Origin of the sequence: Ectothiorhodospira lacustris (assembly GCF_022227785.1) — a bacterium.
GTDB lineage: Bacteria > Pseudomonadota > Gammaproteobacteria > Ectothiorhodospirales > Ectothiorhodospiraceae > Ectothiorhodospira > Ectothiorhodospira lacustris.
The window spans coordinates 1-26,376 of record NZ_JAJNQM010000010.1; the positions used below are offsets into that span (position 1 = coordinate 1).

The following is a 26,376-nucleotide window of genomic DNA, read 5'->3' on the forward strand; positions in this document are numbered from 1 at the left end:
GAACAGGGTGCCGGCGACCAGGGCCTGATGTTCGGCTACGCCAGCAACGAAACCGGCGCGCTGATGCCCGCCCCGATTCACTATGCCCATGAGCTGGTACGCCGTCAGGCCCACGTGCGCAAGTCCGGCGAACTGGCCTGGCTGCGCCCCGACGCCAAGAGCCAGGTCACTTTCCGCTATGAAGGTGGCAAGCCGGTGGGCATCGACGCCGTCGTGCTGTCCACCCAGCACGCCCCGGAGATCGACCAGAAATCCCTGCGCGAAGCGGTGATGGACTGCATCATCAAGCCGGTGTTGCCCGCCGAGTGGCTGTCCACCTGCAGCCATGACAACATCCACATCAATCCCACCGGCAAGTTTGTCATCGGCGGCCCCGTGGGCGACTGCGGCCTGACCGGCCGCAAGATCATCGTCGACACCTACGGCGGCATGGCCCGTCACGGCGGCGGTGCCTTCTCGGGCAAGGACCCCTCCAAGGTGGACCGTTCCGCCGCTTATGCCGGCCGCTACGTGGCCAAGAACATCGTTGCCGCCGGTCTGGCGGAGCGCTGTGAGATCCAGGTCTCCTACGCCATCGGCGTGGCCCGCCCCACCTCCATCAGTGTCGACACCTTCGGCACTGGCAGGATCTCCAACCAGCAGATCGTCGACCTGGTGCGCGAGCACTTCGATCTGCGCCCCTGGGGCATCATCAGCATGCTGGATCTGCTGCGCCCCATCTACCGGCAGACGGCGGCTTACGGTCACTTCGGCCGTGAAGACGTGGACCTGCCCTGGGAACGCACCGACAAGGCGGATACCCTCAAGGCAGCGGCCGGTCTCTGATCGTCCCGACCACCCGCGTCCCCTCGGGGGGCGCGGGTCTTCCCGGCATGGCCCCCGCCGGGGCATGATCCCGCGAGACATTCCCGTGCCTCGGTCACCGCAAACAGGCCCGGATCATCCATCCCTGCCGCGGGCAGATCAGGAGTGACCATCATGCAAGCGCCTGCCCTCACCATCGCCGGTTCCGACCCTTCCGGGGGCGCGGGACTGCAGGCGGATCTCAAGACCTTCCATCAGTTCGGGCTCTACGGCATGAGCGTGGTGACCCTGCTGACCGTACAGAACACTCGGGGCGTCACCGGCGTGCTGGGCATTGACCCCGCCTTCGTGCTGAGACAGATCGACGCGGTGCTGGAAGACATCCCGCCCAAGGCCGTCAAGATCGGCGCCCTGGGCAGTGCCGCCATGGTGGAGGCCGTGGTCGAACGCTTGTCACGGCCCGATGCCGCGGATTTCCCCCTGGTGCTGGACCCGGTCATGGTCAGCAAGCATGGCGCCCCGCTGGTGGATGAGGCCGCCCGCCAGGCCCTGTGTCGGCGGCTGCTCCCGCTGGCCGACGTGGTCACTCCCAACCTGCACGAGGCCGCTGCCCTGACCGGCCTGACGGTGGATTCCGAAGCGACCATGATCGAGGCCGCCGCGGCCCTGGCCGACCTGGGAGCGGCCCATGTGGTCATCACCGGCGGCGCTCTGGTCGATGCCGCCACGGACATCCTGTTCAGCAACGGCCGCGTCACCCGACTGCCCGCCGCCCATCAGGACACGCCCCACACCCACGGCACCGGCTGCGTCTTTGCCGCCGCCGTCACCGCCGGCCTGGCCCTGGGCAAGGACGTGGAAGGCGCGGCCCGGCAGGCCAAGTCCTTCATCCACCGGGCCATCCGGAGCGCACCTGGCTTGGGACACGGGCATGGGCCGGTCAACATGCACGTCCCCTGCACGGAGACCCGATGAAGATCCTCTTTCTCCACGGCTGGCAATCCACACCCGGAGGCCTCAAACCGTCATACCTGCTGTCACGGGGTCACGAGGTCATCAACCCGCTGCTGGACGACGATGACTTCGAGGCCGCCGTCGACACGGCGCAATCCACCCTGGAAATCCATCGCCCCCAGGTCATCGTCGGTTCCTCCCGCGGCGGTGCCGTGGCCATGGCCCTGGACAGCCACCGGATCCCGCTGGTGCTGCTCTGCCCGGCATGGCGGCGCTGGGGCACCGTCGACCGAGTGAAGACGGGAACCATCATCCTCCATTCCCCGACGGACGAAGTCATCCCCTTCGCCGACTCCCGATGCCTGGTCGACAACAGCCGGCCCGCGGCCGTCACCCTGATCACGGTCGGCTCGGATCATCGCCTGGCAGACCCGGACTCCCTACAAACCATGCAGCGGGCCTGTGAAAACCACGTTGCGCCTTGAGCCTCATCAGCAGAAGGACCTGACAGATGTACCCCAAGCCCCTCACCCGCCTTGCCCACGAACAACTGACCGAGATTCTCAAGCCCGGCGATCTGGCGGTGGATGCCACCGCCGGCAATGGACATGACGCCCTGTTCCTGGCCCGGACGGTGGGTGATGCCGGTCATGTCTGGGCCTTCGACATCCAGGCCACCGCGCTGGACGCCACCCGCAAGCGCCTGGAAGCCGCCGGCGTGGCGGAACGGGTCACCCTGATCCAGGATGGACACCAGCACCTGGAGCGCCACCTGCCCGATCAGGCCCGAGGCCGGATCAGGGCGGTGACTTTCAACCTGGGCTACCTGCCCGGGGGGGATCATGGCATCATCACCCGGCCGGAGACGAGCCTGGCCGCCCTGGAAGCGGCTCGCGCCGTGCTGGGGCCGGACGGAATCATCAGCCTGATGATCTATCGCGGCCACAGCGGTGGCCTGGATGAGTTCGAAGCCATCCGCGCCTGGCTGCAACAGGTTCATCCGGAACTGCACTGTTTCCCCCATCAACCCGCCGGAGATGACGGCCCGGTGCTGGTACTGCTGGGCAACAGCCTGCCCTGTCCGGATTGCTGACTCATTGAGATTCCCTCCTGATGAATGAACTTCGCGGCAGTACCCTGCGCCATGCCATCGGCCCCGGCCTGCTCATGGCCGGCGCGGCCATCGGTGTCTCTCACCTGGTACAGTCCACCCGGGCCGGTGCCGAATTCGGCCTGTTGCTGCTGCCGGTGGTGCTGCTGGCCTGTCTGCTCAAGTACCCCTTCATCGAATTCGGCCCCCGCTATGCCGCCGCCACCGGAGAGAACCTGCTGGTGGGCTACCGCCGGCTCGGGCGCTGGGCCCTGGGCCTGTTCGCCCTGGTCACCCTGGGAACCATGTTCATCATCCAGGCCGTGGTCACCGTGGTCACGGCGGGTCTGTTCGGTCTGGTGTTCGGACTGGAGGCCTCCGCGGCCACCCTGTCGGCATGGATCATGGGGGCCTGTCTGCTGCTTCTGGCCATCGGCAATTACCGGGGACTGGACCTGGGCATGAAGCTCATCATGGCCGCCCTGACCGTGTCCACCCTGGCCACCGTGGCGCTGGCCTTCGGCGGAGAGCCGGACTGGTCCCGGCTCTCCGGCTGGCAGGATGCGGGGCTGATCTGGAGCGCGGCCGGTTTTGCCTTTCTGCTGGCCTTGCTGGGATGGATGCCCATCCCCCTGGATGTAGCCGCCTGGCACTCCCTCTGGACCCTGGAACGGGCCAGGGAGACCCGGACCCAACCCAGTCTGCGCCATGCGCTGACGGACTTTCGCATCGGTTATGTCGCTGCCACCCTGATGGCCGCGGCGTTCCTGCTGCTGGGCGCCCTGACCATGCACGCCAGCGGCATGAGCTTTGCCGATTCCGCGGTGGGCTTTTCCGCCCAGCTGGTGGACCTCTATGCGGGCACCCTGGGTGAATGGAGCCGCCCCATCATCGCCGTGGCGGCACTGACCGCCATGTTCAGCACCACCCTGGCGGTGACGGATGCCTATCCCCGGGTCATCAGCGCCCTGTTCGCCGCCGCCCGGGCCGGCGACCGGGGCCGCACCCCCGGTCCCGAGGAACACCGGCGCGGACCTTATTTGATCAGCCTGATCGTCGTATTGAGCGGCGCACTGCTCATGATCCACTTTGCCGGGACGCGCTTTACCCAGTTCATCGACTTTGCCACCACCATCTCCTTCCTCTCGGCCCCGATCCTGGCCTGGCTCACCCTGCGGGTGGTCACCCATGAACATGTCCCGGTGTCCGCCCAGCCGGGCCGGGGCTTGCTGGGCCTGGCTTGGGCGGGGCTGATCTTTCTGCTGAGCTTTTCCCTGGTCTGGCTGGGATGGCGCCTGCTGGGCTGAAGCCTCCCCACCGGATTCCACAAGGAGTGACCCTTGGATACCTTCAAACTGGTAAGACCCGAACACCTGAATCACTACGGCTATCTCTTCGGCGGCTTCCTGCTCAAGTGGGTGGATGAGATCGCCTGGATCGCCGCCAGCCGTGACCATCCCGGCTGCCGCTTCGTGACCGTAGCCATGAACGGGGTGGAGTTTCACCGCGGGGTACATCAGGGCACGGTGCTGCGCTTCAGTAGCCGTGAGCACACGCGCGGCAACACCTCGGTGCAGTATGCCGTGAGCGTCTTCTGTGATGACCTGGAAAGCGGCACGGAAGAACCCATCTTTTCCACCTGCATCACCTTCGTGCGCCTGGACAACGAAGGCAACAAGATCCCCCTGCCGATGACGCCGTGAAGCAAGGGATACTCTGAGTCAGTCATTCCCGTACAGGCGGGAATCCAGCTACGGACCGGGCATTCTGGGCTCCCGCCTTCGCGGGAGTGACGGCAGGAGAGTTGCTCAGCGTTCCCCAAGCGTGTTTTTTCAGGACATCCACCGGCAAAGACGGGATAATCCTCCTTTTACAAGGGTTAAACCGTCATACACAAAGACCTGTCAGGGGGAGTCATGCTGAAAAAGACGACGTTATCGGCCAGCGCGCTGGCACTGCTCATGGGGATGGGCAGTGCACAGGCCGGGTGGGACTGGGGTGGGGACCTGCGGGTCCGGGTCACGGACCTGGACAGCATTCCCACTCAAGCCGGCAGCTTACAGTTCGATCTGCTCTTCAACCGCACCCGCACCCGCCTCTGGGCCGGCTACCAATTCAATGAGGACGTCGCCTTTCGCGGGCGCCTGATGAACGAGTTCCGCATCTATGAGCGGGGCGAAGACCGGAATCAGTACGATGATCAGAAATTCCTCAGCGAGGTGGTGCCCGACCTGCTGTACATGGATTTCAACAATCTGGCCGACGGCCTGCTGGATCTGCGCATCGGTCGCCAGGAGCTGATCTACGGCACCGGCAACATCATCCTCAACGGCACGCCCCTGGATGGTTCCCGCTCCCTGTTCTTCAATGCCGTCAAGGCCGCCCTCACGGTGAACGAGGGTCACACCCTGGACCTGTTGGCGATCTACAACGCCAGGCAGGATGCCCTGACCATCAACCGGCAGTCCGGGCTGAGCCTCATCGAGCACAATGAACGGGCCATGGGTGTCTATGGCAGGAACAGTCAGTCCGAAGCCATGCCGTTCGAGTATTACTGGATCTACAAGGAGGAGCTGGGTTCCGGCACGGCGGACGGCGGCAAGGCCGACGCAGATTTCCATACCCTGGGTGTCCGCTTCATGCCCCGGAACGGCCCCATCTCGGCCAACCTGGAGCTGGCGGCCCAGGACGGCAGCCATGGCGATGCCAACCTCAAAGGGCGCCTGCTGGATGCCTCGTTGACCCTGCGCCCGGCGATCTGGGGTCAGACCCGCCCGGCCTTCACCGCCGGTTATTACTACCTGTCCGGCAATGAGGCAGGCACCGGCAACAACGAAGCCTGGTATCCGGTGTTCTCCCGCTGGCCCCAGTTCAGTGAACTGTATGTCTACTCCTATGTGGGCACCCAGTTCAGCATCGCCGGCTGGACCAACCTCAAGGCCCCCTTCATCGGCCTGGACCTGAATCCCTCCGACAACACCGCCCTGAAGCTGCGTGCCCACCGGCTGTACGCCGATGAGAAAGACGGCAATGGCGACGGCGATCATCGGGGAGATCTGTTCACCGCCGTGCTGGGCATCAACCTGAGCCCCAGCCTCAGAGCGCACCTGTGGGCGGAGTATCTGGATACGGGGGACTACTACCCGTCCGGGACTTCAGACGCCCACTTCCTGCGAGCCAACGTGGAATACACTTTCTAGGCCTCAGGCACTGGTGTCCAAAGGGGCCTGTGGAAGCTGCTCCCACAGGCCCCTCCAGCCCGTCACCAGGGGACTTCGGCGGCCTCCGAGCTGGAGAGCCCGAACAGTCCGTCCAGACGTTCCAGCAGTCCGCGCATCTCGTGGATGAGCAGGGTGAATTCGGCATCGAACCGGGCGGCCGGATCATCGGCCTCCAGCACGCCGCTGTCCTCGATCAGCTCATCGGTCAGGCGCAGACGCTTGAGGGACAGATCCTCCGCCAGCACCAGGCTCAGACGCTGTTCCCACTCCAGGGCCAGTTGGGTGACCTGCTTACCGGCCTGCAGATGGGTGGCGATCTCGTCCCCGGCCAGATCCTGGCCGCGGCAACGCACCACCGACTGTTTGTCCTTGGGGTCTCTGAGTTCACAGGCATCCCCCAGCTCGAAGCCCTGCTCGCCGCGACCTTCGGAGACCCAGCGGGTCATCAGGGTCGGCGGCGGTACCGAGGGACGCAGCAGACTGGCAGGCAACGTGCCCAGGGTCTCCCGCAGCAGGCTCACCAGATCCTCGGCCATGCGCTCGCTGGCGGCATCCACCACCACCCAGTGGGCCACCGTGTCCACGTAGGCCAAGATGCGTCGCGAGCGGGTGAAGGACTGGGGCAGCAGTTCGGCCGTCACCGCCTCCTTGAGCTGACGGCGTTCCGCGCGGCCCACCGTGCGGCCCTCGGCGGTCTCGATGTCCGAGACCCGCTCTTCCAGCACCTCTGCCACCACCGACGCGGGCAGCAGGCGTTCCTGGCGCTTGGCGCAGATCAGCAGGCAACCGGCGGCTTCATGGACCAGGGCCTGCGTCTCGCCGCCCAAAGGCTCGGACCAGCCCATGGTGGACAGCGTCAGGGGGCCGCAGGGCTGGAAACGCCGGTTGGTGAGCTGTTGCTCCAGGGCCATGGCATCTAGGCCCAGGGCATCCTCGAGACGAAACAGGCGGGCATTCTTGAACATGAAAATTCCTATGGCGGCAAAAAGGGGGGATTGTACTCTCTGCGGGACTGGCGGGGGGCTTCTCCCCCTTCGCGGCCGAGAGCCGCTCCCACAGAGGGAGGCACACAGGCCATCCCCACAGGGGAAGCACCGAATCATTCTCCTGCCGTCACTCCCGCGCACGCGGAAGTCCGGAATGCCCGGCCCGCGACTGGATTCCCGCCTGCGCGGGAATGACTTGCCCGCCCCCTCAAGGGAAGGGGTCAGCGATGACTCAAGGCGTCGTGGACCTGGGACAGGATCTCGGTGGCCACCATCAGGACGTGATCCCGGGCAAAACCGGCCTGGATCATCTCGTCATAGAGGGTATGGGCCATGAGACGGGCGACCCGGGCCGGGTCCTGAGTAATGGCCCCGCCCGTGCGCTGGGCCTCCCGGGCCAGGGCAAGTTGCATGAAATTGGTCTTGAGCAATCCCTTGAGACGATGGATCTGCACCGACTTGGAGACCACCAGCGCCAGGATGGTGGCCAGACGCAGATCCGCCAAGCTCAAGCGCGGGCGATCCAGAGGACTGTCCACATTGATCACCCCGATCACCTGCGCTTCCAGGCGAAGGGGGACCGAGATCACGTCCACCGTACCGGGTTCATCACGTCGGGCCAGACCGGCATAGACGGAGCGGTGCAGATCCAGGATCAACAGGGGTTTGCCGGTACCGGCCACCTGGCCGGCGATCCCCGATCCCAGCGGCTGGCGATGATCTTTCGCCTCCGCCGGCAGGCCGCCGGAATGGGCCTCCACCCGCAGGTGAGGCTCGGCGGTGTGGCCCTCCTCAGACACCAGCATGATGGAACAATGCCGACAGGCCATGGCATGGGCAACCAGAGAGGTGAGACGCTCCAACCCCGCTTCCAGGGAACGGGTGGATTCCACAAAGTTGGCCAACTCCGAGAGCTTATTGATGAAATCGTCATCAGACATGGGCCTGGACTCCAGGATCAGGGGTACTTCAGTTAAGCGGCAACTTGGGGAGATGCAAAGTGAAACAGCCGCCACCCAGTTCGCACCCGTTGGACAATTCGACGAATCCACGATCACCATTACCGCCGTGCATATCGGCGACCAGGGCGCAGAAATAGAGTCCCAGCCCGGTCCGCCCGCGCTGAGGGTCCAGCTGGACCCCTTCACGAATGGCCTGACGCCCGAGCATGGACCGGGGGAAACCCGGGCCGTCGTCGGCGACCTGCACCAGCAGCCAGTCACCATCCGACCGGGCAGACATGTGGATCCTGCTTCGAGTGTAGCGCACAGTATTATTGACCACGTTTTCCAGCAGGCTGTTCACCAGATACCGGTCCAGGACCCAGACCAGATCTTCGTCACAGGTGAGATGGCATTCCACGTTTCGGTGATCCATCAGTATCTTGTTGTTGAGCCAGTACTCTTCCAGCAAGTCATGGATGGAGACCGGCGTGAAATAGGGGTGGTAAAGACCCTTGACGCTGCGATACAGGGCCAGCAACTGGATGAGGGTGTCATTGACACGCCGGGCCTCGTAACGCAATAGCGCCAAGCGATCGGAGTCCATCGAAGGCCGCTGCTCCTCCCTCTGTAACAGATCATCCAGGGAACCCAGGAGCAGGTTGAGGGAATTTTTCATGTCGTGGATGCTGATGGCCAGCACCGTATTGAAGTCCAGCTTGCTCAAGTCTCCTCCTTGGTGGTCCACTGTCAGTCTGGAAGCTGCTGGCGCAACAGCTCCGCCCGAGTCACCTCGCCCAAGCGCCCCAGGACTTCGATCAGCGCCTTGTGTACCTCCAGGGGGGGGATCGCCTTGAGCATGAGCCCGTCCAGGGCATCCAGGGCCGCCTCCTTGTCATCGCGATCACGGATGGCCAGATGGAGCCGTCCCAGCATGAACCACCACCGCAACAGGGGGTCCGCCGCCACCGACTGCTGCATCTCCTCCAGCGCCTTGGCGGCCCTGGCCGACTCCCCCATCTCCAATAAGGCGCAGACCAGGTTGAAGTAGTCCTCGGCGCGCACTGACTCCATGGGCTTCCCCAACTCGATCACCTGCCGCCAAGCGGATCGCGCCAGCTCCCATTCCCGTTGCTGCATAGACAGCCAGCCCAGACGTCGCTGACGGGACAGGGAGCGGGAAGAGCGAACCACGGCCTGCTCCAGCACTTCCAGCGCATCCCGGGACCGGCCCTGGAGTTCCAGCACCGCCGCCAGGTGATCATGGGCCGCCATGAAATACGGTGTTACCACAATCGCCTGCCGAAACAGGGTCTCCGCCCGGGACAGTTCGCCTCGCGCCATGGCCGCCTGGCCCAGGGACGTGATGGCCCAGGCCACCGGCCGCTCCCTGATGACGGCTTCACAGACCTCCTGCACCAGATCCAGCGCCCCCGTCTCCAGGGCCAGCTCAGCCTTCAGGCGCAAGATGTCAGCACGTTCCCCCCGCCCTGCCGCCAGCATGGTATCCAGCAGTTGCAGGGCCTGTTCAGTGTCCCCCTGCCTGAGTACCTGAGCGACGGGCGACATGGGTACACGGCGCCGCAGGGCCTTGAGCAGACGCGCATTAAGCAGTTCCTTGCTGATGGGCTTGGCCAGGTAGGCATCCGGCCCGCTTTCCAGGGCCCCCATGACCATCTCCGTGGAATTTTCCGCCGTGACCATGATGAACACGGTGGCCACATCCACACACCCCTCACGGCGCGCCAGATCAAGCAGTTGCTGGCCGTGCATCCCTTCGCCGAGATTGTAGTCACACAGGACGATGTCATAGCGGCGGGAACGCAGCAGCTCCAAAGCCTCTTCGGCGGAACCGGCCACATCAGGCTTGCGCTGCACACCCAGAGACCCGAGCATCTGCGAAAGCTGCGCCCGCATGTTCTGGAAGTCATCAATGATTAGTACCGCCTTGCGGCCCAGGGTGATGTCCATGGTGTTTCCGGCTAGGGCGTACGGCTCGGGAAGTGCTCCGGATGAATCGCCATTAGATTGACATTAGCACGAGACCTTAAGGATCGGGTAACCAGCCCACATGCGACGGAAAACACCGGAAAATGAGGGTTTCCGGGACTGGGTCAACTTCACCGCCACCCATGCCTGCGCAATTTTGCTACATTTTGTAAGAGATCACAGCATCCGGGGACAGCGTTGAAATGATCACGTCCACAAACGGGCTCGTCCACGGATTCACTCAAGACCGACTGCCGGGAACATGTCGCCATGGGCAAACTCTGGATTACCCTGATCATTCTGCTGGCCCTGGGCCTGGTCGCCGCCGGCGGCGTGGGGGGGCATCACATCTCCACCCAGAATGACTTCTGCATCACCTGCCATGCCTATGAAAAGGTCTCCTGGGATCATGGCGACCACCCCGAAGTCGACTGCCTGACCTGTCATACCAAGGGCTTCGTCACCGACAAGATCCACGGCGCACGCAAGGTCTACCTGATGTTCAGCGGTCAGGTGAACCCCCACCATGACGCCCCCTCACAGACCCATCCGGTCAGGATCTCGGAAAACTGCAGCGCATGCCATCTGAGTGACCGCGTCCGCGAAAACGACCCTGAGTTCTATCAGGAGCATACCGAGATCATGGAGGGGCGATACAGCTGCCTGACATGCCACCGTAACACCGGCCATGACCGGGACCTGCAGGCGATGCGCTTCACCGCGCCGCGCTACGCTCAGTAAGACTGCTCAGGAATCCGGGGACGGCTCAGCGCCGTTCTCCCGGTTCAGACGGGCCAGACGGGCCAGACGCCGGTTCATCGCCGTACGGCGGCGGCTCAGCAGCACCAGTTCAGCCACCAGCACCACCAGGGCCACCCCATAGGAGCCCCAGACATAGGGGCCATGCCCCCCCATGGCAAGAAATTCGATCATGCCTTCTCTCCCATGCGTTCCAGCACCCAGGCGGCCCGTCGCTCACGCTCCAGCAGTTCCAGCCGTGCCCGCCAGAGCACCACGGCGATGGCATACATCCAGCAGGCGAAAGTCATGAGCATCAGGGCGCTGAACATCACCGTCTCCATAGTCGGCGCACTGGTCACGGTAATGGACGCCCCCTGATGCAGGGTGTTCCACCAGACCACCGAGAAGTAGATGATCGGCACGTTCACCACCCCGGCCAAGGCCAGGATGGCACTGGCATTGGCGGCCCGCTGACGGTCCTCGATGGCCGCATGCAGGGCCATGTAACCCAGGTAGAGGAACAGCAGGATCAGCTCCGAGGTAAGTCGGGCGTCCCAGACCCAGTAAGTCCCCCAGGTGGGCTTGCCCCACAGGGCACCGGTCCACAGGGCCAGAAAGGTGAACAGGGCACCGGTGGGGGCGATGGCCTTGGCCATCACCTCGGCGGTCTTCACCCGCCAGATCAGGCCGATGGCCGCGTACACCGCCATCAGCACATACAGGAACATGGACATCCAGGCCGTGGGCACATGGATGAACATGATCCGGTAGCTGTTGCCCTGCTGATAGTCCGGGGGTGCCAGGACGAAACCGACATAAAGCCCCACCACGAACAGGATAGCGGCCAGCCCCCCGAACCAGGGGGCCAGACGCCCGGCCAGATCATAGAAATTGGGCGGTGATGCGAACTTGAACCACTGCACGCGCTGTTCAGCCACGTTATTCCTCCATCAATCCGACATGATTCTCAGCGCCGCGGCAATGGCCCAGGGCGCCAGCAACAGGGTCAGGATCAGCAAGGCGGCCATCAGGGACAGATGGGCCTGGGCGCTGGATCCGTACATGACCGCATCCACCGCCCCGGCACCCAGCACCAGGGCCGGCACATACAGGGGCAGGATCAGCAAGGAGATCAGCACGCCGCCGCCCCGCAGGCCCAGGGTCAGGGCGGCGCCGATCGCGCCCACCAGACTGAGAATGGGGGTCCCCAGCAGCAGCGCCGCCATCAGGGTGAGGATTTCCGTGCCGTCCAGATTGAGCTGCATGCCCAGCAGCGGGGAAATCAGCACCAGGGGCAGACCGGTAATCAGCCAGTGGGCCAGGATCTTGCTCATCACCATCAGGCTCAGGGGCTGGGGTGCCAGCAGGATCTGTTCCAGAGAACCGTCGCGAAAGTCATCGGAAAACAGTCGTTCCAGGGAAAGCATGGTAGCCAGCAGGGCGGATACCCATAACACCCCCGGCGCCATGCTGCGCAGCAACTGAGGGTCGGGGCCGACACCAAGGGGAAACAGGGACACCACGACGACGAAGAACCCCAGCACCACCAAGGCATCCTGACGCCGCCGCAGGGCCAGGATCAGGTCACGCCGGAGCAGGGTGAACAGGGCGGTTGCCAGGCCGTTCATGATGCTTTCCCCAGGGTCAGGGTATGTTGCCGACCCTGAATCGGCACCGCCTGATGGGTGGTCAGGATGATCATGCCGTTGGCGGCCAGATGGGCTTCCAGGGCCGAGCGCAGCACCTCGATGACCTGTACGTCCAGGGCGGCAAAGGGTTCGTCCAGGATCCACAGCGGGCGGCGCACCAGCAGCAGGCGCGCCAAGGCCACCCGCCGTTTCTGGCCCTGGGAGAGAAACTTCACCGGCAGGTCTTCATGACCACCCAATCCCATGCGTCCGAGCACTTCCCAGGCTTCGTCCCGCCCCAGCCGGCGCCCCTGCAACGCGGACTGGATGCGCAGGTTCTCCTCGCCGGACAGTTCATCCTTGAGGGCGTTGGTATGGCCCAGATAGGCCAGATGGGCGGTGGGGCCTTCTTCCCGGCGCTGCACGGGCACGCCGTCCCAACAGATGCGGCCTTCCAGGGGGCGGGAGAGCCCGCACAGGATGCGCAGCAGGCTGGTCTTGCCGGCACCATTGCGACCGGCCACCTGCAACAGTTCCCCGCCCGCCAGGGAAAACCCCAGATCCTGAATCAACAGGCGTTCACCTCGTTCGGCGACGAGGCCTTCCACTTCCAGCCGATGGGCCGGAAAGACGACACGGGCAGCATGACTCATGGACGGCACGGGTGACTCGGCGAACGGCTGATGGTACACGCAGGTCCACGGGCTGTCAGCCTTCCGCGAGAGCGGCGCCGATCTGCGCCAGACGATCACGAACGGCCTGGGCCAAATCGTCCGGGTGATACTTCTGGATGAATTTGTTGGCGCCGGTGCGCCGCACCATGTCCACATTGAAGACGCCGCTGATGGAAGAATGCAGCAGGATATAGAGGTCTTTGAGCCGTGGGTCCTGTCGAATGCGCGTCGTGAGCTGATAACCATCCATCTCCGGCATCTCGATGTCGGAGACGACCATGGTGAAGTGCCGCGCCACATCCACACCATCCGCCTGCAGGCGCAGGATCAGTTCCATGGCGTGCTTGCCGTCGGTGACCAGGGAACACTGCACCCCCAGCTGCTCCAGGGAGGCACGGATCTGGTTGCGGGCCACACTGGAGTCATCCACCACGAGTACCTTGCAGTCCTGCGCCCGTACGGTTTCGCTCAGGGCACGAGAGACCTCCGTACTGGCGTGCACCACCTGGTCCAGTACCTTTTCCACATCCAGGATCTCGATGATCTGATCGTTTATCAGGGTCACAGCGGTCACATAGGCATTGCGTCCGGTACTGCGCGGCGGGGGCTGCACCTGATCCCACTGGGTGTTGATGATGCGATCCACGCGTCGGATCAGGAAGCCGTGTACGGAGCGGTTGTACTCGGTGATGATGATGTTGCCCTTTTCAGGCGCCTTGAGCGCAGGGCCACCGATGGCCAGAGAGAGGTCCATGATGGGCATGGTGATACCGCGCAGGGTGGCGATCCCCTTCACCAGCGGATGGGCTCCCGCCAACCGCGACAGGGGTTGGTAGGGGATGACTTCCTGCACCTTGAAGACATTGATCCCGTAAAGCTGCCGCCCCTCCAGTTGGAAGAGCAGCAATTCAAGGCGGGTGCCGGCAACCCGATTGGACTCCAGGGATGATCCCCAGTGCTGATCCACCATGAGCAGACTCCCGATGATCTGAGTTTGACTACATGTTAAGGCAATCGGGACTCACTTGGATGAATTCATCAGGGTGGGCGACATGACAAGGTTCCCCGCTCACAGCCGGGGCCCCTCCCGCATCGGTGAACATCGGCCACTCTTGGCTTGACGCAAATCAAGATCCGACCCACTGGTTTAGAACCGGAACAATGTTTGGCTGTCACTAGGAAAGCCCCGTGAAGCGGCCGTCCGGCACCCTGAGCGCGGTTGCGGCTCCACCCGGATCGGTGATATCAATGGCGCGCTGCCCGGCGGCAACCGGGGCACAGGCTCCCATCGCAAGACCCCTCAGCAGGCAGGAGAGTGCAATGACACCTCGACAGAAGAGACGGATGGCCGGCGTGGCGCTGGTAGTCCTGGCGGTATCCGGGGCTTCCGCCCTGGCCTTGAGCGCCTTCCGGGAAAACCTCATGTATTTCTACGGCCCCACCCAGCTGGTGGAAGGCGAGGCGCCCGGTGAACGCATCATCCGTCTCGGTGGTCTGGTAGAGGACGGCTCCATCCGTCATGCCGAGGAAGGCTTGACGGTCTTCTTTCACGTCACCGACACCAAGAACAGCATCCCGGTGGAGTACGTGGGTCTGCTTCCCGACCTGTTCCGCGAAGGCCAGGGCGTGGTCACCCATGGCCGCCTGGGGCCGGACGGCGTCTTCCGCGCCGAACGGGTCCTGGCCCGCCATGACGAAAACTACATGGCGCCGGAAGTGGCCGCAGCCCTGAAGGCGGCGGGCTATGAAGAACACCCCGGCAAGAAGGCGTACTGAGCATGATGCCCGAAATCGGTCAGCTCGCCCTCATCCTCGCCCTGCTCATGGCCTTGGTCCAGGGCACCATCCCCCTGATCGGCGCCCACCGCGGCACCACCACCTGGATGGCCACCGCCCATACTGCGGTGGCCGGCCAGTTCCTGTTCCTGGCCATCGCCTATCTGACGCTGACCTACGCCTTCATCACCCATGACTTCTCCGTGGCCTACGTGGCCAACCATTCCAACTCCGCCCTGCCGCTGATGTACCGCATCTCCGGTGTCTGGGGCGGCCATGAAGGCTCCCTGGTCCTGTGGGCGCTGATGCTGGCCGGCTGGTCACTGGCGGTCTCTCTGTTCAGCAAGGGGCTCCCGGCGGTGATGGCCGCCCGCACCGTGGCGGTCATGGGCCTGGTGAGCGTCGGTATCCTGTCCTTCACCCTGTTCACCTCCAACCCGTTCGAGCCCATCTTTCCGATCCCGGCGGACGGCCGGGATCTCAACCCCCTGCTACAGGACCCGGGCCTGGTGATCCACCCACCCATGCTCTACATGGGCTACGTGGGTCTGGCCGTGCCCTTCGCCATCGCCGTGGCCGCCCTCATCGGCGGCCGCCTGGACGCCGCCTGGGCACGCTGGACCCGTCCCTGGGCCACCACCGCCTGGGCCTTCCTGGGCGCAGGTATCGCCCTGGGAAGCTGGTGGGCCTACTACACCCTGGGCTGGGGCGGCTGGTGGTTCTGGGACCCGGTGGAAAATGCGTCCCTCATGCCCTGGCTGGCGGCCACCGCCCTGATTCACTCCCTGGCGGTGACCGAGAAGCGCGGTGCCTTCCGCAGCTGGACCGTGCTGTTGGCCATCCTGGCCTTCTCCCTGAGCCTTCTGGGCACCTTCCTGGTCCGCTCCGGGGTCCTGGTGTCCGTACATGCCTTTGCCACCGACCCCACTCGAGGTGTTTACATCCTGATGCTGCTGCTGGCGGTGACGGGGATCTCCTTCGCCCTCTATGCCTGGCGCGCCCCCACGGTGCGCAGTCATGCGGAATTTGACCCGGTCTCCCGGGAAGGCGCCCTGCTGGCCAACAACGTCATCCTCATGGTGGCCCTGGCCGCCGTGCTGCTGGGTACCCTCTATCCCCTGCTGCTGGATGCCCTGGGCATGGGCAAGATCTCCGTGGGTCCGCCCTACTTCAACTCGGTCTTTGCCCCCCTCATGGTCCCATTGATCTTCCTGGTGGGCCTGGGGCCGTTGCTGCGCTGGAAGCATGTCTCGCCCCTGGAGGTGACCCGGCGCCTGTGGCATACCCTGCTGGCGGCCCTGGTGGCCGGAGTGGTGTTCCCCCTGGCGATGCAGGGCAGCGTCACCCTGATGGTGATCCTGGGCACCACCATGGGTTTCTGGATCCTCTTCACCATCGCCCGCGATCTTTACGGTCGCGCCACCCAGCGGGGCGGCAACCCGCTGACCGCCCTGCGCAGGACTCCCGCCGGCTATTACGGCATGACCGTCAGCCACCTGGGGTTTGCCGTCCTGGTGATCGGCATCACCCTGCTGATGGCCTTCGAGCAAGAACAGGACGTGCGCCTGGGCTACGGCCAGAGCCACACCCTGGCCGGCTACACCTATGAACTGCGGGAGACCTACGGCGTGCGCGGCCCCAACTACGAGGCCGTCGAGGCCCGGGTGGTGGTGACCCGGGACGGCGAGTTCGTCACCGAGCTATTCCCCCAGCGCCGGGTCTATCGGGTACAGACCCAACCCATGGCCCAGGCCGCCTACCAGACCCGTTTCACCCGCGACATCTTCGTCGCCCTGGGTGAGCCCCTGCCGGGCGATACCTGGTCCCTGCGTCTCTATCACAACCCGTTCCAGGTCTGGCTGTGGATCGGTGCCACCCTCATCGTTCTGGGCGGTCTGGTGGCCGCGGCGGATCGTCGTTACCGGGTGTTCGCCCGCCGTACCAGCGAAAGCCGTGCCGATGCCGCCGGCAAGGCCGACACCGACAACCTGCCCGAAGCCGCCGGCCGGAGTTCCGCCTCATGAAGCGTCTGCGTTATCTGTTGCCCCTGATCATCGTCGCGGTCCTGGGGGGATTCATGATGATCGGACTGAGCCTGGACCCCCGCCGGGTGCCCTCGCCGCTGGTGGATCAGCCCGCCCCCCGGTTCCAGCTGCCCGCCCTGGAAGACCCCGAGCGGGTGGTGGGCAGCAACGACTTCGATGGCGAGGTGGTGCTGCTGAACATCTGGGCCAGCTGGTGCGTTTCCTGCCGACAGGAGCATCAGGTGCTGGTGGCCTTGGCCAACCAGGGCGTACCCATCTATGGCCTCAACTACAAGGATGAGCGCGGCGATGGCCTGGCCTACCTGCGCAGCATGAGCAATCCCTATGTCTGGAACGCCCATGACCTGGAAGGGCGAGTGGGGATCGACTGGGGGGTCTACGGCACCCCGGAGACCTTCGTCATTGATCACCAGGGTCGGATCCGCTACAAGCACGTCGGCCCCCTGAGCTGGCAGGATGCCCGGGACACGGTCCTGCCCATGGTTGAACAGTTGCGGAGGGAGGCCCTGTGAAATCGCTGCTGACCGCCCTGGGCCTGTGTCTGACACTCTGTCTGCCCGGACTGAGTCTTGCCGGCGGGCTGGATCCCACCGACTTCGATGATCCGGTGCTGGAACAGCGCTACCGGGCCATGCTCCACGAACTGCGCTGTACCGTATGCCAGAACCAGTCCCTGGCGGATTCCGACGCCGGGCTGGCGCGGGACCTGCGCCGGGAGCTGCGCGACCAGCTCCGGGCCGGCGCCACCGATGCGCAGATCATCGACTACATGGTGGCCCGCTACGGTCAGTTCGTGCTCTATCGCCCGCCCCTCTCCGCCGCCACCTTCCTGCTCTGGGCAGGTCCGTTCATCCTGCTCCTGATCGGCCTGGCGGCCCTCTACCTCACCGCCCGCCGTAGTCATCGCCGGGATGAGCAGCCCGTTGCCGACGCCGCCGCGCGGGAGCGTGCCCGCCGCCTGCTGAATGAAGGAAAAGATGCATGAGTACTGGATTCTGGATCGGTGCCGTTCTGCTGTTCTCGCTGGCGGCGCTGGTGATCCTCTGGCCCTTCATCCGCCGCCGGCAACAGGCCGACGTGGCCTTCCGCGGGCTCAATCTCACCATCTACCGCCAGCGCATGGCCGAGCTGGATCAGGAACTGTCCAACGGCCTGCTCACCCGTGAGCAGTACGAGGCCGCCAAGGCGGAGCTGGAAGACAATCTCATCACCGACGTGGAACAGCCGGAGGAAACCCCGGCGGTCCCCACACCCGCTCCCCGTCAGGGGATGATCCTCCTGGGCATTACCGCCGTGCTGGTGCCGGTGGCGGCCCTGCTGATTTATTTTCAGCTGGACACGGCCCCGCGCATGTCGCCCGCCCAGACCCTGGCCATGGGCCAGGAACCCAGTCACGACATGATGGATATCGAACGCATGATCGTGCAGCTGCGGGAGCGCCTGGAGGTAGACCCGGACAACACGGAGAACTGGCTGTTCCTGGCCCGCACCTACGGCTTCGTCGAACGGTTCGAGGACGCGGCTGCCGCCTTTGACGAGGCCTATCGACGCACGGGAGATGAGCCGGATCTGAACGTGGACTACGCCGAATCCCTGATGCTGGCCACCGACGGTCGGGTAAGCCGCCAGGCAAGCCGCCTGCTCGATCGTGCCCTGGAGCTGGACCCCGACCACCAGAATGGTCTTTGGCTGGGCGCCATCGCGGATTTCCAGCAGGAGAATTACCCGCGCTCCGCGCAGCGTCTGGACCATTTGCTGAGTCGGCTGCCGGAAGGCAGTGACGCCGCCCGCTCCGTGGCCGAGGCGCTGCGTGATGTCCGGACCATGACCGGCGGCATGGCCGGTGAGCAGACCCCCACGGCCGATGCGGGTACCGATGCCGGCGCCCTGGCCATTGAGGTGGAGGTGGTACTGGACGAGTCACTGGCAGGGCGTGTAACCGGCGAGGAGTTCATCATGGTCTTTGCCCGCCCCGCCCAGGGTCCTCGCATGCCGCTGGCCATCGTGCGCGCCAGGGCGGAGTCCTTCCCCCTGAACCTGCGCCTGGAAGACGAGGGCGGCATGGTGGAAGGCATGTCCATGCGCGAGTTCGGCGAAGTGCAAGTGGTGGCCCGCCTCAGCCGCACCGGCATGGCCCAGGCCGAGAGCGGCGACATGGAAGGCGTCAGCGAGGCGGTCACCGTCAGTGCCGACACCCCCGCGCCGAAGGTCAGGCTGACCATTGACCGCGTTCTGCCTTGATTTGATGAGAAGACCCCGGGTCATAGGGTGATGCCATAGGCATGTGTCGGCCGCAGGGATGCGACCGTCAAGCCTACAGGGATGTATTCACGGCGTCCCCCCATGACCCGGGGGCGGTTTTGTTTTTGAAACACGAAAACCCAGAGATCCAGTGCCGTGACCGAAGCCGCCGCCATTCCCCACCGCGACCTGTGTACCGACTGTGGTCTGTCCCGCACCGCCGACCCCAGGCGCTGCGGCCGGGCCTGCCAGTTCATCCACCCCCGATATGACCGGCTGGAGACGCAGGTCCATGGTCGGGCACGGAACCCGGACCAGGAAGACGAACTGTTCTTCGGCCCCTATCGTCGGATGCTGCAGGCGGCCATGAACACCCCGCAAGAAGGCGCCCAGTGGACCGGCATCACCACCCGCATCGGCGAACGCCTGCTGGAGACCGGTCAGGTGGATGCCGTCCTCACCATGACGGCCGATCCCCAGGACCGCTGGCGCCCACAGCCCATTCTGGTCACCCGGGCCGAGGACATGGCCCGGTGCCGGGGCATGCGCATGGGCTATGCCCCCCTGCTGGCCCACCTGGAACCGGCCCTGGCCCGGGGCTACCGACGCCTGGCGGTGATCGGCCTGCCCTGTCAGATCTACGCCCTGCGCGCCATCGAGCCGGAACTGGATCTGGATGCACTCCACGTCATCGGGACCCCCTGCTCCGACAACACCACCACCGAGCACTTCCATGACTTCCTGGCCCTGCTGGCGGACCGGCCGGAGACGGTGACCTACCTGGAATTCCGCGCCGATTACCGTGTGGAACTACGATTCGAGGATGGCCGGGTACAGACCATCCCCTTCCTCAAACTGCCCATCTCCAAGCTGCCCCGGGATTTCTTCCCCCTCACCTGTCAGACCTGCGTGGACTACACCAACGTCCTGGCGGACATCACCGTGGGCTACATGGCGGGACGGGGAGAACAGTGGCTGGTGGTGCGCAACGACAAGGGCGAGGCCCTGCTCGATCTCCTGGGCGATGAAGTGCGTACCGCACCCTGCACCAGCGCCGGCAAGCGGCAGGGGCCGGTGAAGGGATTTCTGAAGAATACCGAGCGGGCGGCGGGCGGCCTGCCCCTGCGCAGCATGCCCGACTGGGCTCGCCCCCTGGCGGCCTTTCTCATGCCCCGCATCGGCCCCCGGGGACTGGAGTTTGCCCGGGCGCGGGTGGAGATGAAGGCGGTGGAGACAGTGCTGCACCTGCGCCGGGCTCAGCCCGGACGGATGAAACACATGATCCCGGACCATGTGTGGCAACTGGTAAAGCCCTATGAACTCGAACCACAGTCGGGGGAGCGGGGAACTTAGCCCTCCTTTCCCGGCAAGGCATCCAGGCGCTCCCGCGCCAGCTGCCGCCCCAGCTCGATCACGGGGCCGGCACGATGAAACTCATGAATCATACAGATATTCTTGGGCACGCTGACGACCACGTCCGGCCGGAACACGGCCAGATGCTGACGGGTGATGGCCGCCTGCATGGTTTCCAGGGAGCGCATCAAAACCTCCGTCAGGGCCAGCCCGTCCTCCTTTCCCCCGCTGTCGCCACCGAAGGATTCCACATACCCCCGCATGCGTCGCAGCAAGCCGGACCGACCCTCTTCCGAGGCCCGACTTTCCTGCTCGGACTCAGGGGCATCCTCACCGGGTTCCAGCGCCGGCCCATTCACATCCACCACGATGGTCAGATCCGTCAGCGTCCGCAAGGTGGGGGCCACCGGCACCGGGTTGAGCAGGCCGCCGTCCACCAGTGTCCGCCCCCGGTAACGATGGGGCGTGAACACCGCCGGGATGGCGATGGAGGCACGGATGGCATCGAACAGCGGACCATCACTCATCCAAACCTCTTTGCCCCGCTCGATGTCCACCGCCACCGCGGTGTAGCTGATGGGCAGGTGTTCTATGTCTCGGCAGCCGACCAGGTCCTTGAGCTTGCGGATCAGCTTGTCACCGCGGATGATCCCTCCGCCCGACAAAGACCAGTCCACCAAGGCCAGCACGTCCGTCTGATCCAGACCCTTCACCCAGTCGGCATAGGTATCCAGTTCCCCCAGGGCATAGATCCCGCCCACCAGCGCCCCCATGGAACTGCCGGCAATGGCCTTGATCTCATACCCTCGTGCTTCCAGCTCCTGGATCACACCGATATGGGCCAACCCTCTCGCCCCGCCCGAGCCCAGCACCAGCGACACGGTGCGATGATCCCGTCCGTCTTTCTCTGTCATGAACTTTCCACAAGTCTGGCCCCGGCCACCGAACTGACGCATGGCCCCCAACTGAGGCACAATGGACGCCCGGGGGCGGGCGCTTCAGTGCCATTGTCCAGCACATCACATCACCATATCCAGTACCCCCGCCGGATATCCAGAGGTTGATTTCCCCATGTCCACCCAACGCCTGACAATCCGGCTATTGCTCATGCTTGCCCTGTACCTTGGGCTCGGGATGCCTGTTCCGGCCCAAGAAGCGGGTGTGGCGCCGCCCACAGGACCCGCGCCTGTCAGCCAGACGGAGCTGGATACCCAGCGGGACAGCCTCAATCAAAGCATCGCCCGCATTCGCTCGCTGGCAGAGGCCGTCGATACCGCGCCGGCCGAGGCCTGGCTGCGAACCAGTCCCGAACAGCGCCTGAGCCAGCGGGCCGGCGATGGGGAACTGTCCGAGACGGAGCGCACCCTGTGGCAGACGGCCCTGGAACAGGAGCGGTCTGCAGTGGAGCGCCTGCGTGGCGCCCTGGATCGGGCAGGCATCGCCAAGGCGGCCACCGATCGCCTTCAGGAAGCGCGTCAGCGGCTGGATCAGTCGCTGCGCCAACCCTACAGCCCCGGCGAAGACCGCAGCATCAGCCAGATCGAGGATGACATCGGCCTACTGGAACGGCGTCGAGAACAGACAGCCCTGGAACTGGACCAGCGGCGTGTCACCCTCTCCCGCCTGGAGGAACAGTCACGGACCCAGGCCGAAACCCTGGAGCGCCTGCAGCACCAGCGTACCGAGGAACTGGAGGCCTTGCCGCCCACCCCGGAAGACGCAGAGCTAAGCAATGCCGTGGAGGCCGCCCGCCACGCCATCACCCGACGCGCCGATGCCCGCATTATTGCCGCCCAGCTGGATGGTCAGAGTCTGACACCCCGCATCGAGGTCCTGCGTCTGGAGATTCCCGCTCTGGAACTGGAGCTGCGCTGGCTTAGGGCCGGCCTGGCCGAGTTGGAACGGGAACTCGGCGAACGCTCATCGGAGGAATTGAGGACCCTGCAACAGGGGCTGCAGCGGCTGGTAGAACGGGAGCCGGAAGCCAGGACCCGCTTTGCCGGCGAGATCCAGGCCCTGCGGGTCCGCTTCGACCGGATCGCCGAGACCCAGGCCCGCGTTCGTACCCTGCAACAGGAACGGGATCGCTACGTACGCATCGAACGGGAACTGACCCAGACCCTGGCCAACGTACGTGAACGTCTGGAAGTGGGAGGACTCACCGAGGCCCTGGGCAGCCTGTTTCTGGAAGAGCAGCGGCGACTGCGGGATCTGGAAGAAGCCCGCTATGCGGTCCGGGGCATCGAACGGGAACTGGCCCAGTCCCGGCTGCGAGCCATCACCCTGCGGGAGCAATTGAGTACTCAGCCCAGGGCGGTGATCCTCAACGGCGACGACCTGGGTCAGGGTGAACTGCGGCGACTGCAGGAGCAGGCCCTGACCATCCAGCTCCACGCCGAAGACACCCTGGCCGACCAACTCCGCCAGACCGAGCTGCGCCTGCGGACCGTAGTGGTCCTGGTGGATGAGCTGGACCAGATCCTGAGGGAAACCCTGCTTTGGTGGCCCAGCCATGTCCCCGTGGGCGTGGACTGGTCCGTCCGCATCCCGGCGGCCACCCTGGCCCTGCTGGACCCCACCGCCTGGCAGGAAGTCTACAAGGTCCTGTGGGACGTGACCGTGGGTAGCCCCATCGCCCTGGGATTGACCCTGCTGCTGGCACTGTCTCTTTACGTGCCGGGACGGAGAACACCCAGTCACCTGGAAGATCTGGCGGCCCGGACCCGGCACCGCTTCACCGACAGCATCAAACTGACCCTGCAAGCCCTGGGCTGGAGTCTGCTGCGGGTCCTGCCGATCCCTGTCCTGCTGATGGCCACGTCCCTGCGCCTGGAGGCCATCCCGGAGGTGGGCCACGGAGTGGAAGCCCTGGCCACCATCTTCTTCAGCACCTCGATCTGGTGGCTGGCGGGCCATCTTCTGATCCTGCTCACCCACAAGAACGGTGTCGGCACCGCCCACTTCAAGTGGAACCCGCTCATGGTCAGACGCCTGCGGCGCCACCTGACCTGGTTCCTGCCCACCCAACTGCTGCTGATCCTGCTCCTGGCCCTGACCTTCAGCCATCCATCCGACCAAGTCTTCGACGTCTTCGGTCGCATGGCCCTGCTGGCCGCGGTGGTGGTCAGCGCCCTGTTCGGCTGGTGGCTGTTGAGTCCCTTCCCCGAAGGCGAGGAGCCTCCCCTGAAGGAACGCCGCCGGCGCATGCTGCGGACGGTGATCGGCGTGGCGGTACTGACGCTGGCGGGACTGACCCTGGCGGGTTACCTGCTGACGGTGGCCGAACTCATGAGCCGCAGCATCGACACCCTGGTGATCGTGGGCATCGTCTGGCTGGGCTACAACCTCTCGGCCCGGGCACTGATCCTGAGCGAAACACGCCTGCGGGTGCGGCGCATGCGTGAGCAGCGGGCCAAGGCGGCGACCATGGAAAGCAGCAGTGCCGGCACCGGCGCGGAAGGTGGGCTGGATATCCCGGAACCCCACCTGAGCATGGAAGACGTGAACCTGCAGACCCGCACCCTGATGCGCATCACCGTGTGGGCGGCCGTGGCCCTGGCCCTGTTCTGGGCCTGGTCCGATGTCCTGCCGGCCCTCACCTGGCTGGACGGCATCACCCTGTGGTCGCGCACCATCATGGTGGGCGAGGCCGAGGTGCTCAGCCGCGTCAGTCTGCTGAACTTCCTGATGGCCATCTTCCTGGGGGTGGTCTTCACTCTGGCGGCCCGCAACCTGCCCGGCCTGGTGGAGATCTTGCTTTCCCGCAGCACTCAGATGGATGCCTCCGGTCGTTACACCGTCACCATGCTGCTGCGTTATGCCCTCACCGTGGTGGCCATCATCAGCGTATTCTCCCTGCTGGGGCTGCGCTGGAGTGAACTGCAATGGATGGTGGCGGCCCTCACCCTGGGCCTGGGTTTCGGTCTGCAGGAGGTGGTGGCCAACTTCGTGTCGGGTCTGATCATGCTGTTCGAACGCCCGGTGCGGGTGGGCGACACCATCACGATCGGTGAATACAGCGGTACCGTAGCCCGTATCCGCACCCGCGCCACCACCATCGTGGACTGGGACAACCGGGAGGTGGTGATTCCCAACAAAAACTTCATCACCGAACGACTGATCAACTGGACCCTGTCGGACACGGTCACCCGACTGGTGATCCCGGTGGGGGTCAGCTACTCGGCGGATGTGGACCTGGTGCGGGAGACTCTGCTGCAGATCGCGGCGGAAAACCCCCAGGTACTCAAGGAACCGGGCCCCAGCGTGTTCTTCATCCACTTCGGTGACAGCGCCCTGAACTTCGAGCTACGGGTCTACGTGAGCCAGTTGCGGGAACGGCTGATGACCACCAGCGAACTGCACACCACCATCATCAAGCGTTTCCGGGCACTGGGCATCGAGATCGCCTTCCCGCAGATGGATCTGCATATACGGGACATGGTCCCCGCGCCCGGTGGCCCCACCCAGTCGCCGGCCGCCGGCCAGCCGCCCCGCGCCCGAGGCGCGGCGGACATGGACCCGGGCCTGGAGCTACCGGAACCGGGGCCTGAAAATCCGGACTCCGAGCCCTCCTTGGGCACTGAACCGGGAGAACGCAGTGACTGATGCTCTCGACATCCTCAAGAAAATCGGCAAGCTGCTCACCGACTTCGACAATCCCCGCTGCAGCCACCGGGCGAACTGGCGATGAAAACGAAGGCAATTTGCACTTGGCAGGATGTGGATCTGATAGACCTCTTTTTCGCGTTCCGGAAGGCCAAGGCCGACAGTCCACCAAGATCACTGGGCGCTCTTCCTGCCCCACCAGCCAGTGGGCCATGGCCTGATAAACCGTCGCCGCCTCTCGATGCATCCTGGTGGGGTTACCAACGAGCCGATCCATCTGCTTGATGCTCGCCTTTTCCGCGATCTTCCGCTGCGATGCCCGGCCAAGACCGGTGACCGAGGTGGTCTGCCCGTCCAGAGCCGCCGCCGTGGCGGTCAGCAGCGAGGTACCTGAAGTCATGACAAACGCCGACAATCACCCTGCAAACGCCTGACATCCGTGCAGACCGCGAAGCGGCCTCAAGCAACGGCAAAACATACAGGCACGCTAAGGAGGTATACACCTCCCGTGCCAAAGGGTGCCCCTTTGCAACCCGAGCAGACCGTCGCACGTGTCGAAAGGCCAAGGCCTAACGCGCTGCGCTTGTTGGCCCCTGGCGGCACGGCGGCAAGCTACCGCAACACCAGGGGCTGTGTTTTTCCAATCAGGGGCGTATTGTGTATGTACATAAGTAAATACAGGATGCCCCATGCGGTTTGAATGGGACGAAGCCAAGAACCAGGCCAACATCCGCAAGCATGGCATCGACTTCAACGACGTGCCGGACATCTTCCAGCATCCGATGCTGGCTTTGCGTGATGACCGAACGGACTGCGGCGAAGAGCGCTGGATCAGCATCGGTTGGATCAAGGTGCTGATCGGCGTGGTTGTGTACACCGAGCGGCGGGGTGATGTGATCCGGATCATCTCCGCCCGAAAAGCCACCAAACAGGAGGCTGAACGCTATGTCGAAAGCATCGAAAACTGACTGGGAACGCCTGGCCAAGCTGGACGACCAGGACATCGATACCGGCGACATGTCCGAGCTGGGCGATGACTTCTTTCTCCGCGCCGAACTGCGCGTGCCGGTGAAACAAGCGGTGACCATCCGCCTCGATGCCGATGTGCTGGAGTGGTTTAAGGGGCAGGGTGCGGGCTATCAGACGCGCATCAACCAGTTGCTGCGCCACTACATGCAGGCCCAGCAGAACCACCCGCCACGGTGATGAACAACTCCCATGACCTGACGTGATGAAGAACTCTCAAGCCGGGTTGGCGGGCCGATGAATTGCCCTTGCAAGCGTGCCGTAAGCATTCAGAATCCGCTCGCTGTTGGCCTGATCCTCGA

General features: G+C 64.6%; 27 protein-coding genes. 17 read left to right on the forward strand and 10 right to left on the reverse strand.

The window, feature by feature from the left end:
* From metK to LQ952_RS03370, 7 genes are all read left to right on the forward strand, one after another.
* On the forward strand, nucleotides 1-825 hold an 825-nt coding region (metK, locus tag LQ952_RS03340), incomplete at its 5' end, for a methionine adenosyltransferase (protein ID WP_238621243.1).
* Between the two features lie 153 nt (nucleotides 826-978).
* On the forward strand, nucleotides 979-1,779 hold the full coding sequence (thiD, locus tag LQ952_RS03345) for a bifunctional hydroxymethylpyrimidine kinase/phosphomethylpyrimidine kinase (RefSeq protein ID WP_238621244.1): 801 nt from the start codon (nucleotides 979-981) through the stop codon (nucleotides 1,777-1,779).
* The gene (locus tag LQ952_RS03350) at nucleotides 1,776-2,243 is read left to right on the forward strand and encodes an alpha/beta fold hydrolase (protein ID WP_238621245.1); all 468 of its coding nucleotides are present in this window, start codon (nucleotides 1,776-1,778) and stop codon (nucleotides 2,241-2,243) included. Before thiD ends, LQ952_RS03350 begins: the two co-directional genes overlap by 4 nt.
* A 26-nt stretch (nucleotides 2,244-2,269) precedes the next feature.
* Nucleotides 2,270-2,851: a tRNA 5-(aminomethyl)-2-thiouridylate-methyltransferase MnmM gene (gene mnmM / locus LQ952_RS03355; RefSeq protein ID WP_238621246.1), complete on the forward strand. Its 582-nt coding sequence runs from the start codon at nucleotides 2,270-2,272 to the stop codon at nucleotides 2,849-2,851.
* Nucleotides 2,852-2,871: 20 nt separating this feature from the next.
* Nucleotides 2,872-4,155, forward strand: a complete 1,284-nt coding sequence (locus LQ952_RS03360; RefSeq protein ID WP_238621247.1) for an NRAMP family divalent metal transporter — start codon at nucleotides 2,872-2,874, stop codon at nucleotides 4,153-4,155.
* A 33-nt stretch (nucleotides 4,156-4,188) separates the two neighbouring features.
* Nucleotides 4,189-4,551 (forward strand): acyl-CoA thioesterase, encoded by a 363-nt coding sequence (locus LQ952_RS03365; RefSeq protein ID WP_238621248.1) that lies wholly within the window; start codon nucleotides 4,189-4,191, stop codon nucleotides 4,549-4,551.
* A gap of 213 nt (nucleotides 4,552-4,764) precedes the next feature.
* Nucleotides 4,765-6,048, forward strand: coding sequence for an alginate export family protein (locus tag LQ952_RS03370; RefSeq protein WP_238621249.1), 1,284 nt, complete (start codon nucleotides 4,765-4,767; stop codon nucleotides 6,046-6,048).
* A gap of 62 nt (nucleotides 6,049-6,110) precedes the next feature.
* On the opposite strand, the gene LQ952_RS03375 is transcribed toward LQ952_RS03370, so the two are convergent.
* The 4 genes from LQ952_RS03375 to LQ952_RS03390 form a co-directional block, all read right to left on the reverse strand.
* Entirely contained in the window at nucleotides 6,111-7,034 is a 924-nt protein-coding gene (locus LQ952_RS03375; protein ID WP_238621250.1) for a recombination-associated protein RdgC, read from the reverse strand.
* Between the two features lie 242 nt (nucleotides 7,035-7,276).
* The gene (locus LQ952_RS03380) at nucleotides 7,277-7,996 is read right to left on the reverse strand and encodes a GAF domain-containing protein (protein ID WP_238621251.1); all 720 of its coding nucleotides are present in this window, start codon (nucleotides 7,994-7,996) and stop codon (nucleotides 7,277-7,279) included.
* A 28-nt stretch (nucleotides 7,997-8,024) separates the two neighbouring features.
* Nucleotides 8,025-8,723 (reverse strand): sensor histidine kinase, encoded by a 699-nt coding sequence (locus LQ952_RS03385; RefSeq protein ID WP_238621252.1) that lies wholly within the window; start codon nucleotides 8,721-8,723, stop codon nucleotides 8,025-8,027.
* 23 nt (nucleotides 8,724-8,746) lie between these two features.
* Complete coding sequence (locus LQ952_RS03390) at nucleotides 8,747-9,967, reverse strand: response regulator (protein WP_238621253.1); 1,221 nt, start codon at nucleotides 9,965-9,967, stop codon at nucleotides 8,747-8,749.
* A gap of 288 nt (nucleotides 9,968-10,255) precedes the next feature.
* Between LQ952_RS03390 and LQ952_RS03395 the strand changes: the two genes are divergently transcribed.
* Nucleotides 10,256-10,726, forward strand: a complete 471-nt coding sequence (locus LQ952_RS03395) for a NapC/NirT family cytochrome c (protein WP_238621254.1) — start codon at nucleotides 10,256-10,258, stop codon at nucleotides 10,724-10,726.
* 6 nt (nucleotides 10,727-10,732) lie between these two features.
* Here LQ952_RS03395 and ccmD read toward each other — a convergent pair whose 3' ends face one another.
* Genes ccmD through LQ952_RS03420 form a run of 5 tightly spaced genes read right to left on the reverse strand, consistent with a single transcriptional unit; the run spans nucleotide 10,733 to nucleotide 13,998 of the window.
* A complete protein-coding gene (gene ccmD, locus LQ952_RS03400) occupies nucleotides 10,733-10,918 on the reverse strand; it encodes a heme exporter protein CcmD (RefSeq protein ID WP_238621255.1) in 186 nt (61 codons plus the stop codon).
* Entirely contained in the window at nucleotides 10,915-11,664 is a 750-nt protein-coding gene (locus LQ952_RS03405) for a heme ABC transporter permease (protein ID WP_347402044.1), read from the reverse strand. Before LQ952_RS03405 ends, ccmD begins: the two co-directional genes overlap by 4 nt.
* A 12-nt stretch (nucleotides 11,665-11,676) precedes the next feature.
* Nucleotides 11,677-12,354: a heme exporter protein CcmB gene (ccmB, locus tag LQ952_RS03410; RefSeq protein WP_238621256.1), complete on the reverse strand. Its 678-nt coding sequence runs from the start codon at nucleotides 12,352-12,354 to the stop codon at nucleotides 11,677-11,679.
* Nucleotides 12,351-13,007 carry a cytochrome c biogenesis heme-transporting ATPase CcmA gene (gene ccmA, locus LQ952_RS03415; RefSeq protein ID WP_238621257.1) on the reverse strand — a complete coding sequence of 219 codons (657 nt, stop codon included), beginning with the start codon at nucleotides 13,005-13,007 and terminating at the stop codon, nucleotides 12,351-12,353. The genes ccmB and ccmA overlap by 4 nt, the downstream gene beginning before the upstream one ends.
* A gap of 55 nt (nucleotides 13,008-13,062) precedes the next feature.
* On the reverse strand, nucleotides 13,063-13,998 hold the full coding sequence (locus LQ952_RS03420; protein ID WP_238621258.1) for a chemotaxis protein: 936 nt from the start codon (nucleotides 13,996-13,998) through the stop codon (nucleotides 13,063-13,065).
* Between the two features lie 350 nt (nucleotides 13,999-14,348).
* Here LQ952_RS03420 and ccmE point away from each other — a divergent pair, with 350 nt between their 5' ends.
* The 6 genes from ccmE to LQ952_RS03450 all read left to right on the forward strand — a co-directional run bounded on the left by ccmE (nucleotide 14,349) and on the right by LQ952_RS03450 (nucleotide 20,443).
* The gene (ccmE, locus tag LQ952_RS03425) at nucleotides 14,349-14,804 is read left to right on the forward strand and encodes a cytochrome c maturation protein CcmE (protein ID WP_238621259.1); all 456 of its coding nucleotides are present in this window, start codon (nucleotides 14,349-14,351) and stop codon (nucleotides 14,802-14,804) included.
* Nucleotides 14,805-14,806: 2 nt separating this feature from the next.
* Nucleotides 14,807-16,828, forward strand: coding sequence for a heme lyase CcmF/NrfE family subunit (locus LQ952_RS03430; protein WP_238621260.1), 2,022 nt, complete (start codon nucleotides 14,807-14,809; stop codon nucleotides 16,826-16,828).
* The gene (locus LQ952_RS03435) at nucleotides 16,825-17,361 is read left to right on the forward strand and encodes a DsbE family thiol:disulfide interchange protein (protein ID WP_238621261.1); all 537 of its coding nucleotides are present in this window, start codon (nucleotides 16,825-16,827) and stop codon (nucleotides 17,359-17,361) included. The genes LQ952_RS03430 and LQ952_RS03435 overlap by 4 nt, the downstream gene beginning before the upstream one ends.
* Entirely contained in the window at nucleotides 17,358-17,834 is a 477-nt protein-coding gene (locus LQ952_RS03440; protein WP_238621262.1) for a cytochrome c-type biogenesis protein, read from the forward strand. Before LQ952_RS03435 ends, LQ952_RS03440 begins: the two co-directional genes overlap by 4 nt.
* Nucleotides 17,831-19,090 (forward strand): c-type cytochrome biogenesis protein CcmI, encoded by a 1,260-nt coding sequence (gene ccmI / locus LQ952_RS03445; RefSeq protein WP_238621263.1) that lies wholly within the window; start codon nucleotides 17,831-17,833, stop codon nucleotides 19,088-19,090. Before LQ952_RS03440 ends, ccmI begins: the two co-directional genes overlap by 4 nt.
* A 156-nt stretch (nucleotides 19,091-19,246) precedes the next feature.
* Entirely contained in the window at nucleotides 19,247-20,443 is a 1,197-nt protein-coding gene (locus LQ952_RS03450; protein ID WP_238621264.1) for a Coenzyme F420 hydrogenase/dehydrogenase, beta subunit C-terminal domain, read from the forward strand.
* Here the strand turns inward: LQ952_RS03450 and LQ952_RS03455 are convergent.
* Nucleotides 20,440-21,357, reverse strand: a complete 918-nt coding sequence (locus LQ952_RS03455) for a patatin-like phospholipase family protein (RefSeq protein WP_238621265.1) — start codon at nucleotides 21,355-21,357, stop codon at nucleotides 20,440-20,442. The two genes, LQ952_RS03450 and LQ952_RS03455, sit on opposite strands and share 4 nt — an antisense overlap.
* Before the next feature lie 157 nt (nucleotides 21,358-21,514).
* Here LQ952_RS03455 and LQ952_RS03460 point away from each other — a divergent pair, with 157 nt between their 5' ends.
* The 3 genes from LQ952_RS03460 (at nucleotide 21,515) to LQ952_RS03470 (ending at nucleotide 26,254) form a co-directional block, all read left to right on the forward strand.
* Nucleotides 21,515-25,048: a mechanosensitive ion channel domain-containing protein gene (locus LQ952_RS03460; RefSeq protein WP_238621266.1), complete on the forward strand. Its 3,534-nt coding sequence runs from the start codon at nucleotides 21,515-21,517 to the stop codon at nucleotides 25,046-25,048.
* Nucleotides 25,049-25,737: 689 nt separating this feature from the next.
* Nucleotides 25,738-26,016 carry a BrnT family toxin gene (locus LQ952_RS03465; protein WP_238621267.1) on the forward strand — a complete coding sequence of 93 codons (279 nt, stop codon included), beginning with the start codon at nucleotides 25,738-25,740 and terminating at the stop codon, nucleotides 26,014-26,016.
* Nucleotides 25,994-26,254 carry a BrnA antitoxin family protein gene (locus LQ952_RS03470; protein ID WP_430733754.1) on the forward strand — a complete coding sequence of 87 codons (261 nt, stop codon included), beginning with the start codon at nucleotides 25,994-25,996 and terminating at the stop codon, nucleotides 26,252-26,254. The genes LQ952_RS03465 and LQ952_RS03470 overlap by 23 nt, the downstream gene beginning before the upstream one ends.
* Nucleotides 26,255-26,376 lie beyond the last annotated feature (122 nt).

What these genes read in the sequence shown, in the direction of transcription:
- thiD (WP_238621244.1), top strand. Translation starts at nt 979, where the DNA reads ATGCAAGCGCCTGCCCTCACCATCGCCGGTTCCGACCCTTCCGGGGGC.
- LQ952_RS03350 (WP_238621245.1), top strand. Translation starts at nt 1,776, where the DNA reads ATGAAGATCCTCTTTCTCCACGGCTGGCAATCCACACCCGGAGGCCTC.
- mnmM (WP_238621246.1), top strand. Translation starts at nt 2,270, where the DNA reads ATGTACCCCAAGCCCCTCACCCGCCTTGCCCACGAACAACTGACCGAG.
- LQ952_RS03360 (WP_238621247.1), top strand. Translation starts at nt 2,872, where the DNA reads ATGAATGAACTTCGCGGCAGTACCCTGCGCCATGCCATCGGCCCCGGC.
- LQ952_RS03370 (WP_238621249.1), top strand. Translation starts at nt 4,765, where the DNA reads ATGCTGAAAAAGACGACGTTATCGGCCAGCGCGCTGGCACTGCTCATG.
- LQ952_RS03375 (WP_238621250.1), bottom strand. Translation starts at nt 7,034, where the DNA reads ATGTTCAAGAATGCCCGCCTGTTTCGTCTCGAGGATGCCCTGGGCCTA.
- LQ952_RS03380 (WP_238621251.1), bottom strand. Translation starts at nt 7,996, where the DNA reads ATGTCTGATGACGATTTCATCAATAAGCTCTCGGAGTTGGCCAACTTT.
- LQ952_RS03390 (WP_238621253.1), bottom strand. Translation starts at nt 9,967, where the DNA reads ATGGACATCACCCTGGGCCGCAAGGCGGTACTAATCATTGATGACTTC.
- LQ952_RS03395 (WP_238621254.1), top strand. Translation starts at nt 10,256, where the DNA reads ATGGGCAAACTCTGGATTACCCTGATCATTCTGCTGGCCCTGGGCCTG.
- ccmD (WP_238621255.1), bottom strand. Translation starts at nt 10,918, where the DNA reads ATGATCGAATTTCTTGCCATGGGGGGGCATGGCCCCTATGTCTGGGGC.
- ccmB (WP_238621256.1), bottom strand. Translation starts at nt 12,354, where the DNA reads ATGAACGGCCTGGCAACCGCCCTGTTCACCCTGCTCCGGCGTGACCTG.
- ccmA (WP_238621257.1), bottom strand. Translation starts at nt 13,007, where the DNA reads ATGAGTCATGCTGCCCGTGTCGTCTTTCCGGCCCATCGGCTGGAAGTG.
- LQ952_RS03420 (WP_238621258.1), bottom strand. Translation starts at nt 13,998, where the DNA reads ATGGTGGATCAGCACTGGGGATCATCCCTGGAGTCCAATCGGGTTGCC.
- ccmE (WP_238621259.1), top strand. Translation starts at nt 14,349, where the DNA reads ATGACACCTCGACAGAAGAGACGGATGGCCGGCGTGGCGCTGGTAGTC.
- LQ952_RS03430 (WP_238621260.1), top strand. Translation starts at nt 14,807, where the DNA reads ATGATGCCCGAAATCGGTCAGCTCGCCCTCATCCTCGCCCTGCTCATG.
- LQ952_RS03435 (WP_238621261.1), top strand. Translation starts at nt 16,825, where the DNA reads ATGAAGCGTCTGCGTTATCTGTTGCCCCTGATCATCGTCGCGGTCCTG.
- ccmI (WP_238621263.1), top strand. Translation starts at nt 17,831, where the DNA reads ATGAGTACTGGATTCTGGATCGGTGCCGTTCTGCTGTTCTCGCTGGCG.
- LQ952_RS03455 (WP_238621265.1), bottom strand. Translation starts at nt 21,357, where the DNA reads ATGACAGAGAAAGACGGACGGGATCATCGCACCGTGTCGCTGGTGCTG.
- LQ952_RS03460 (WP_238621266.1), top strand. Translation starts at nt 21,515, where the DNA reads ATGTCCACCCAACGCCTGACAATCCGGCTATTGCTCATGCTTGCCCTG.
- LQ952_RS03465 (WP_238621267.1), top strand. Translation starts at nt 25,738, where the DNA reads ATGCGGTTTGAATGGGACGAAGCCAAGAACCAGGCCAACATCCGCAAG.
- LQ952_RS03470 (WP_430733754.1), top strand. Translation starts at nt 25,994, where the DNA reads ATGTCGAAAGCATCGAAAACTGACTGGGAACGCCTGGCCAAGCTGGAC.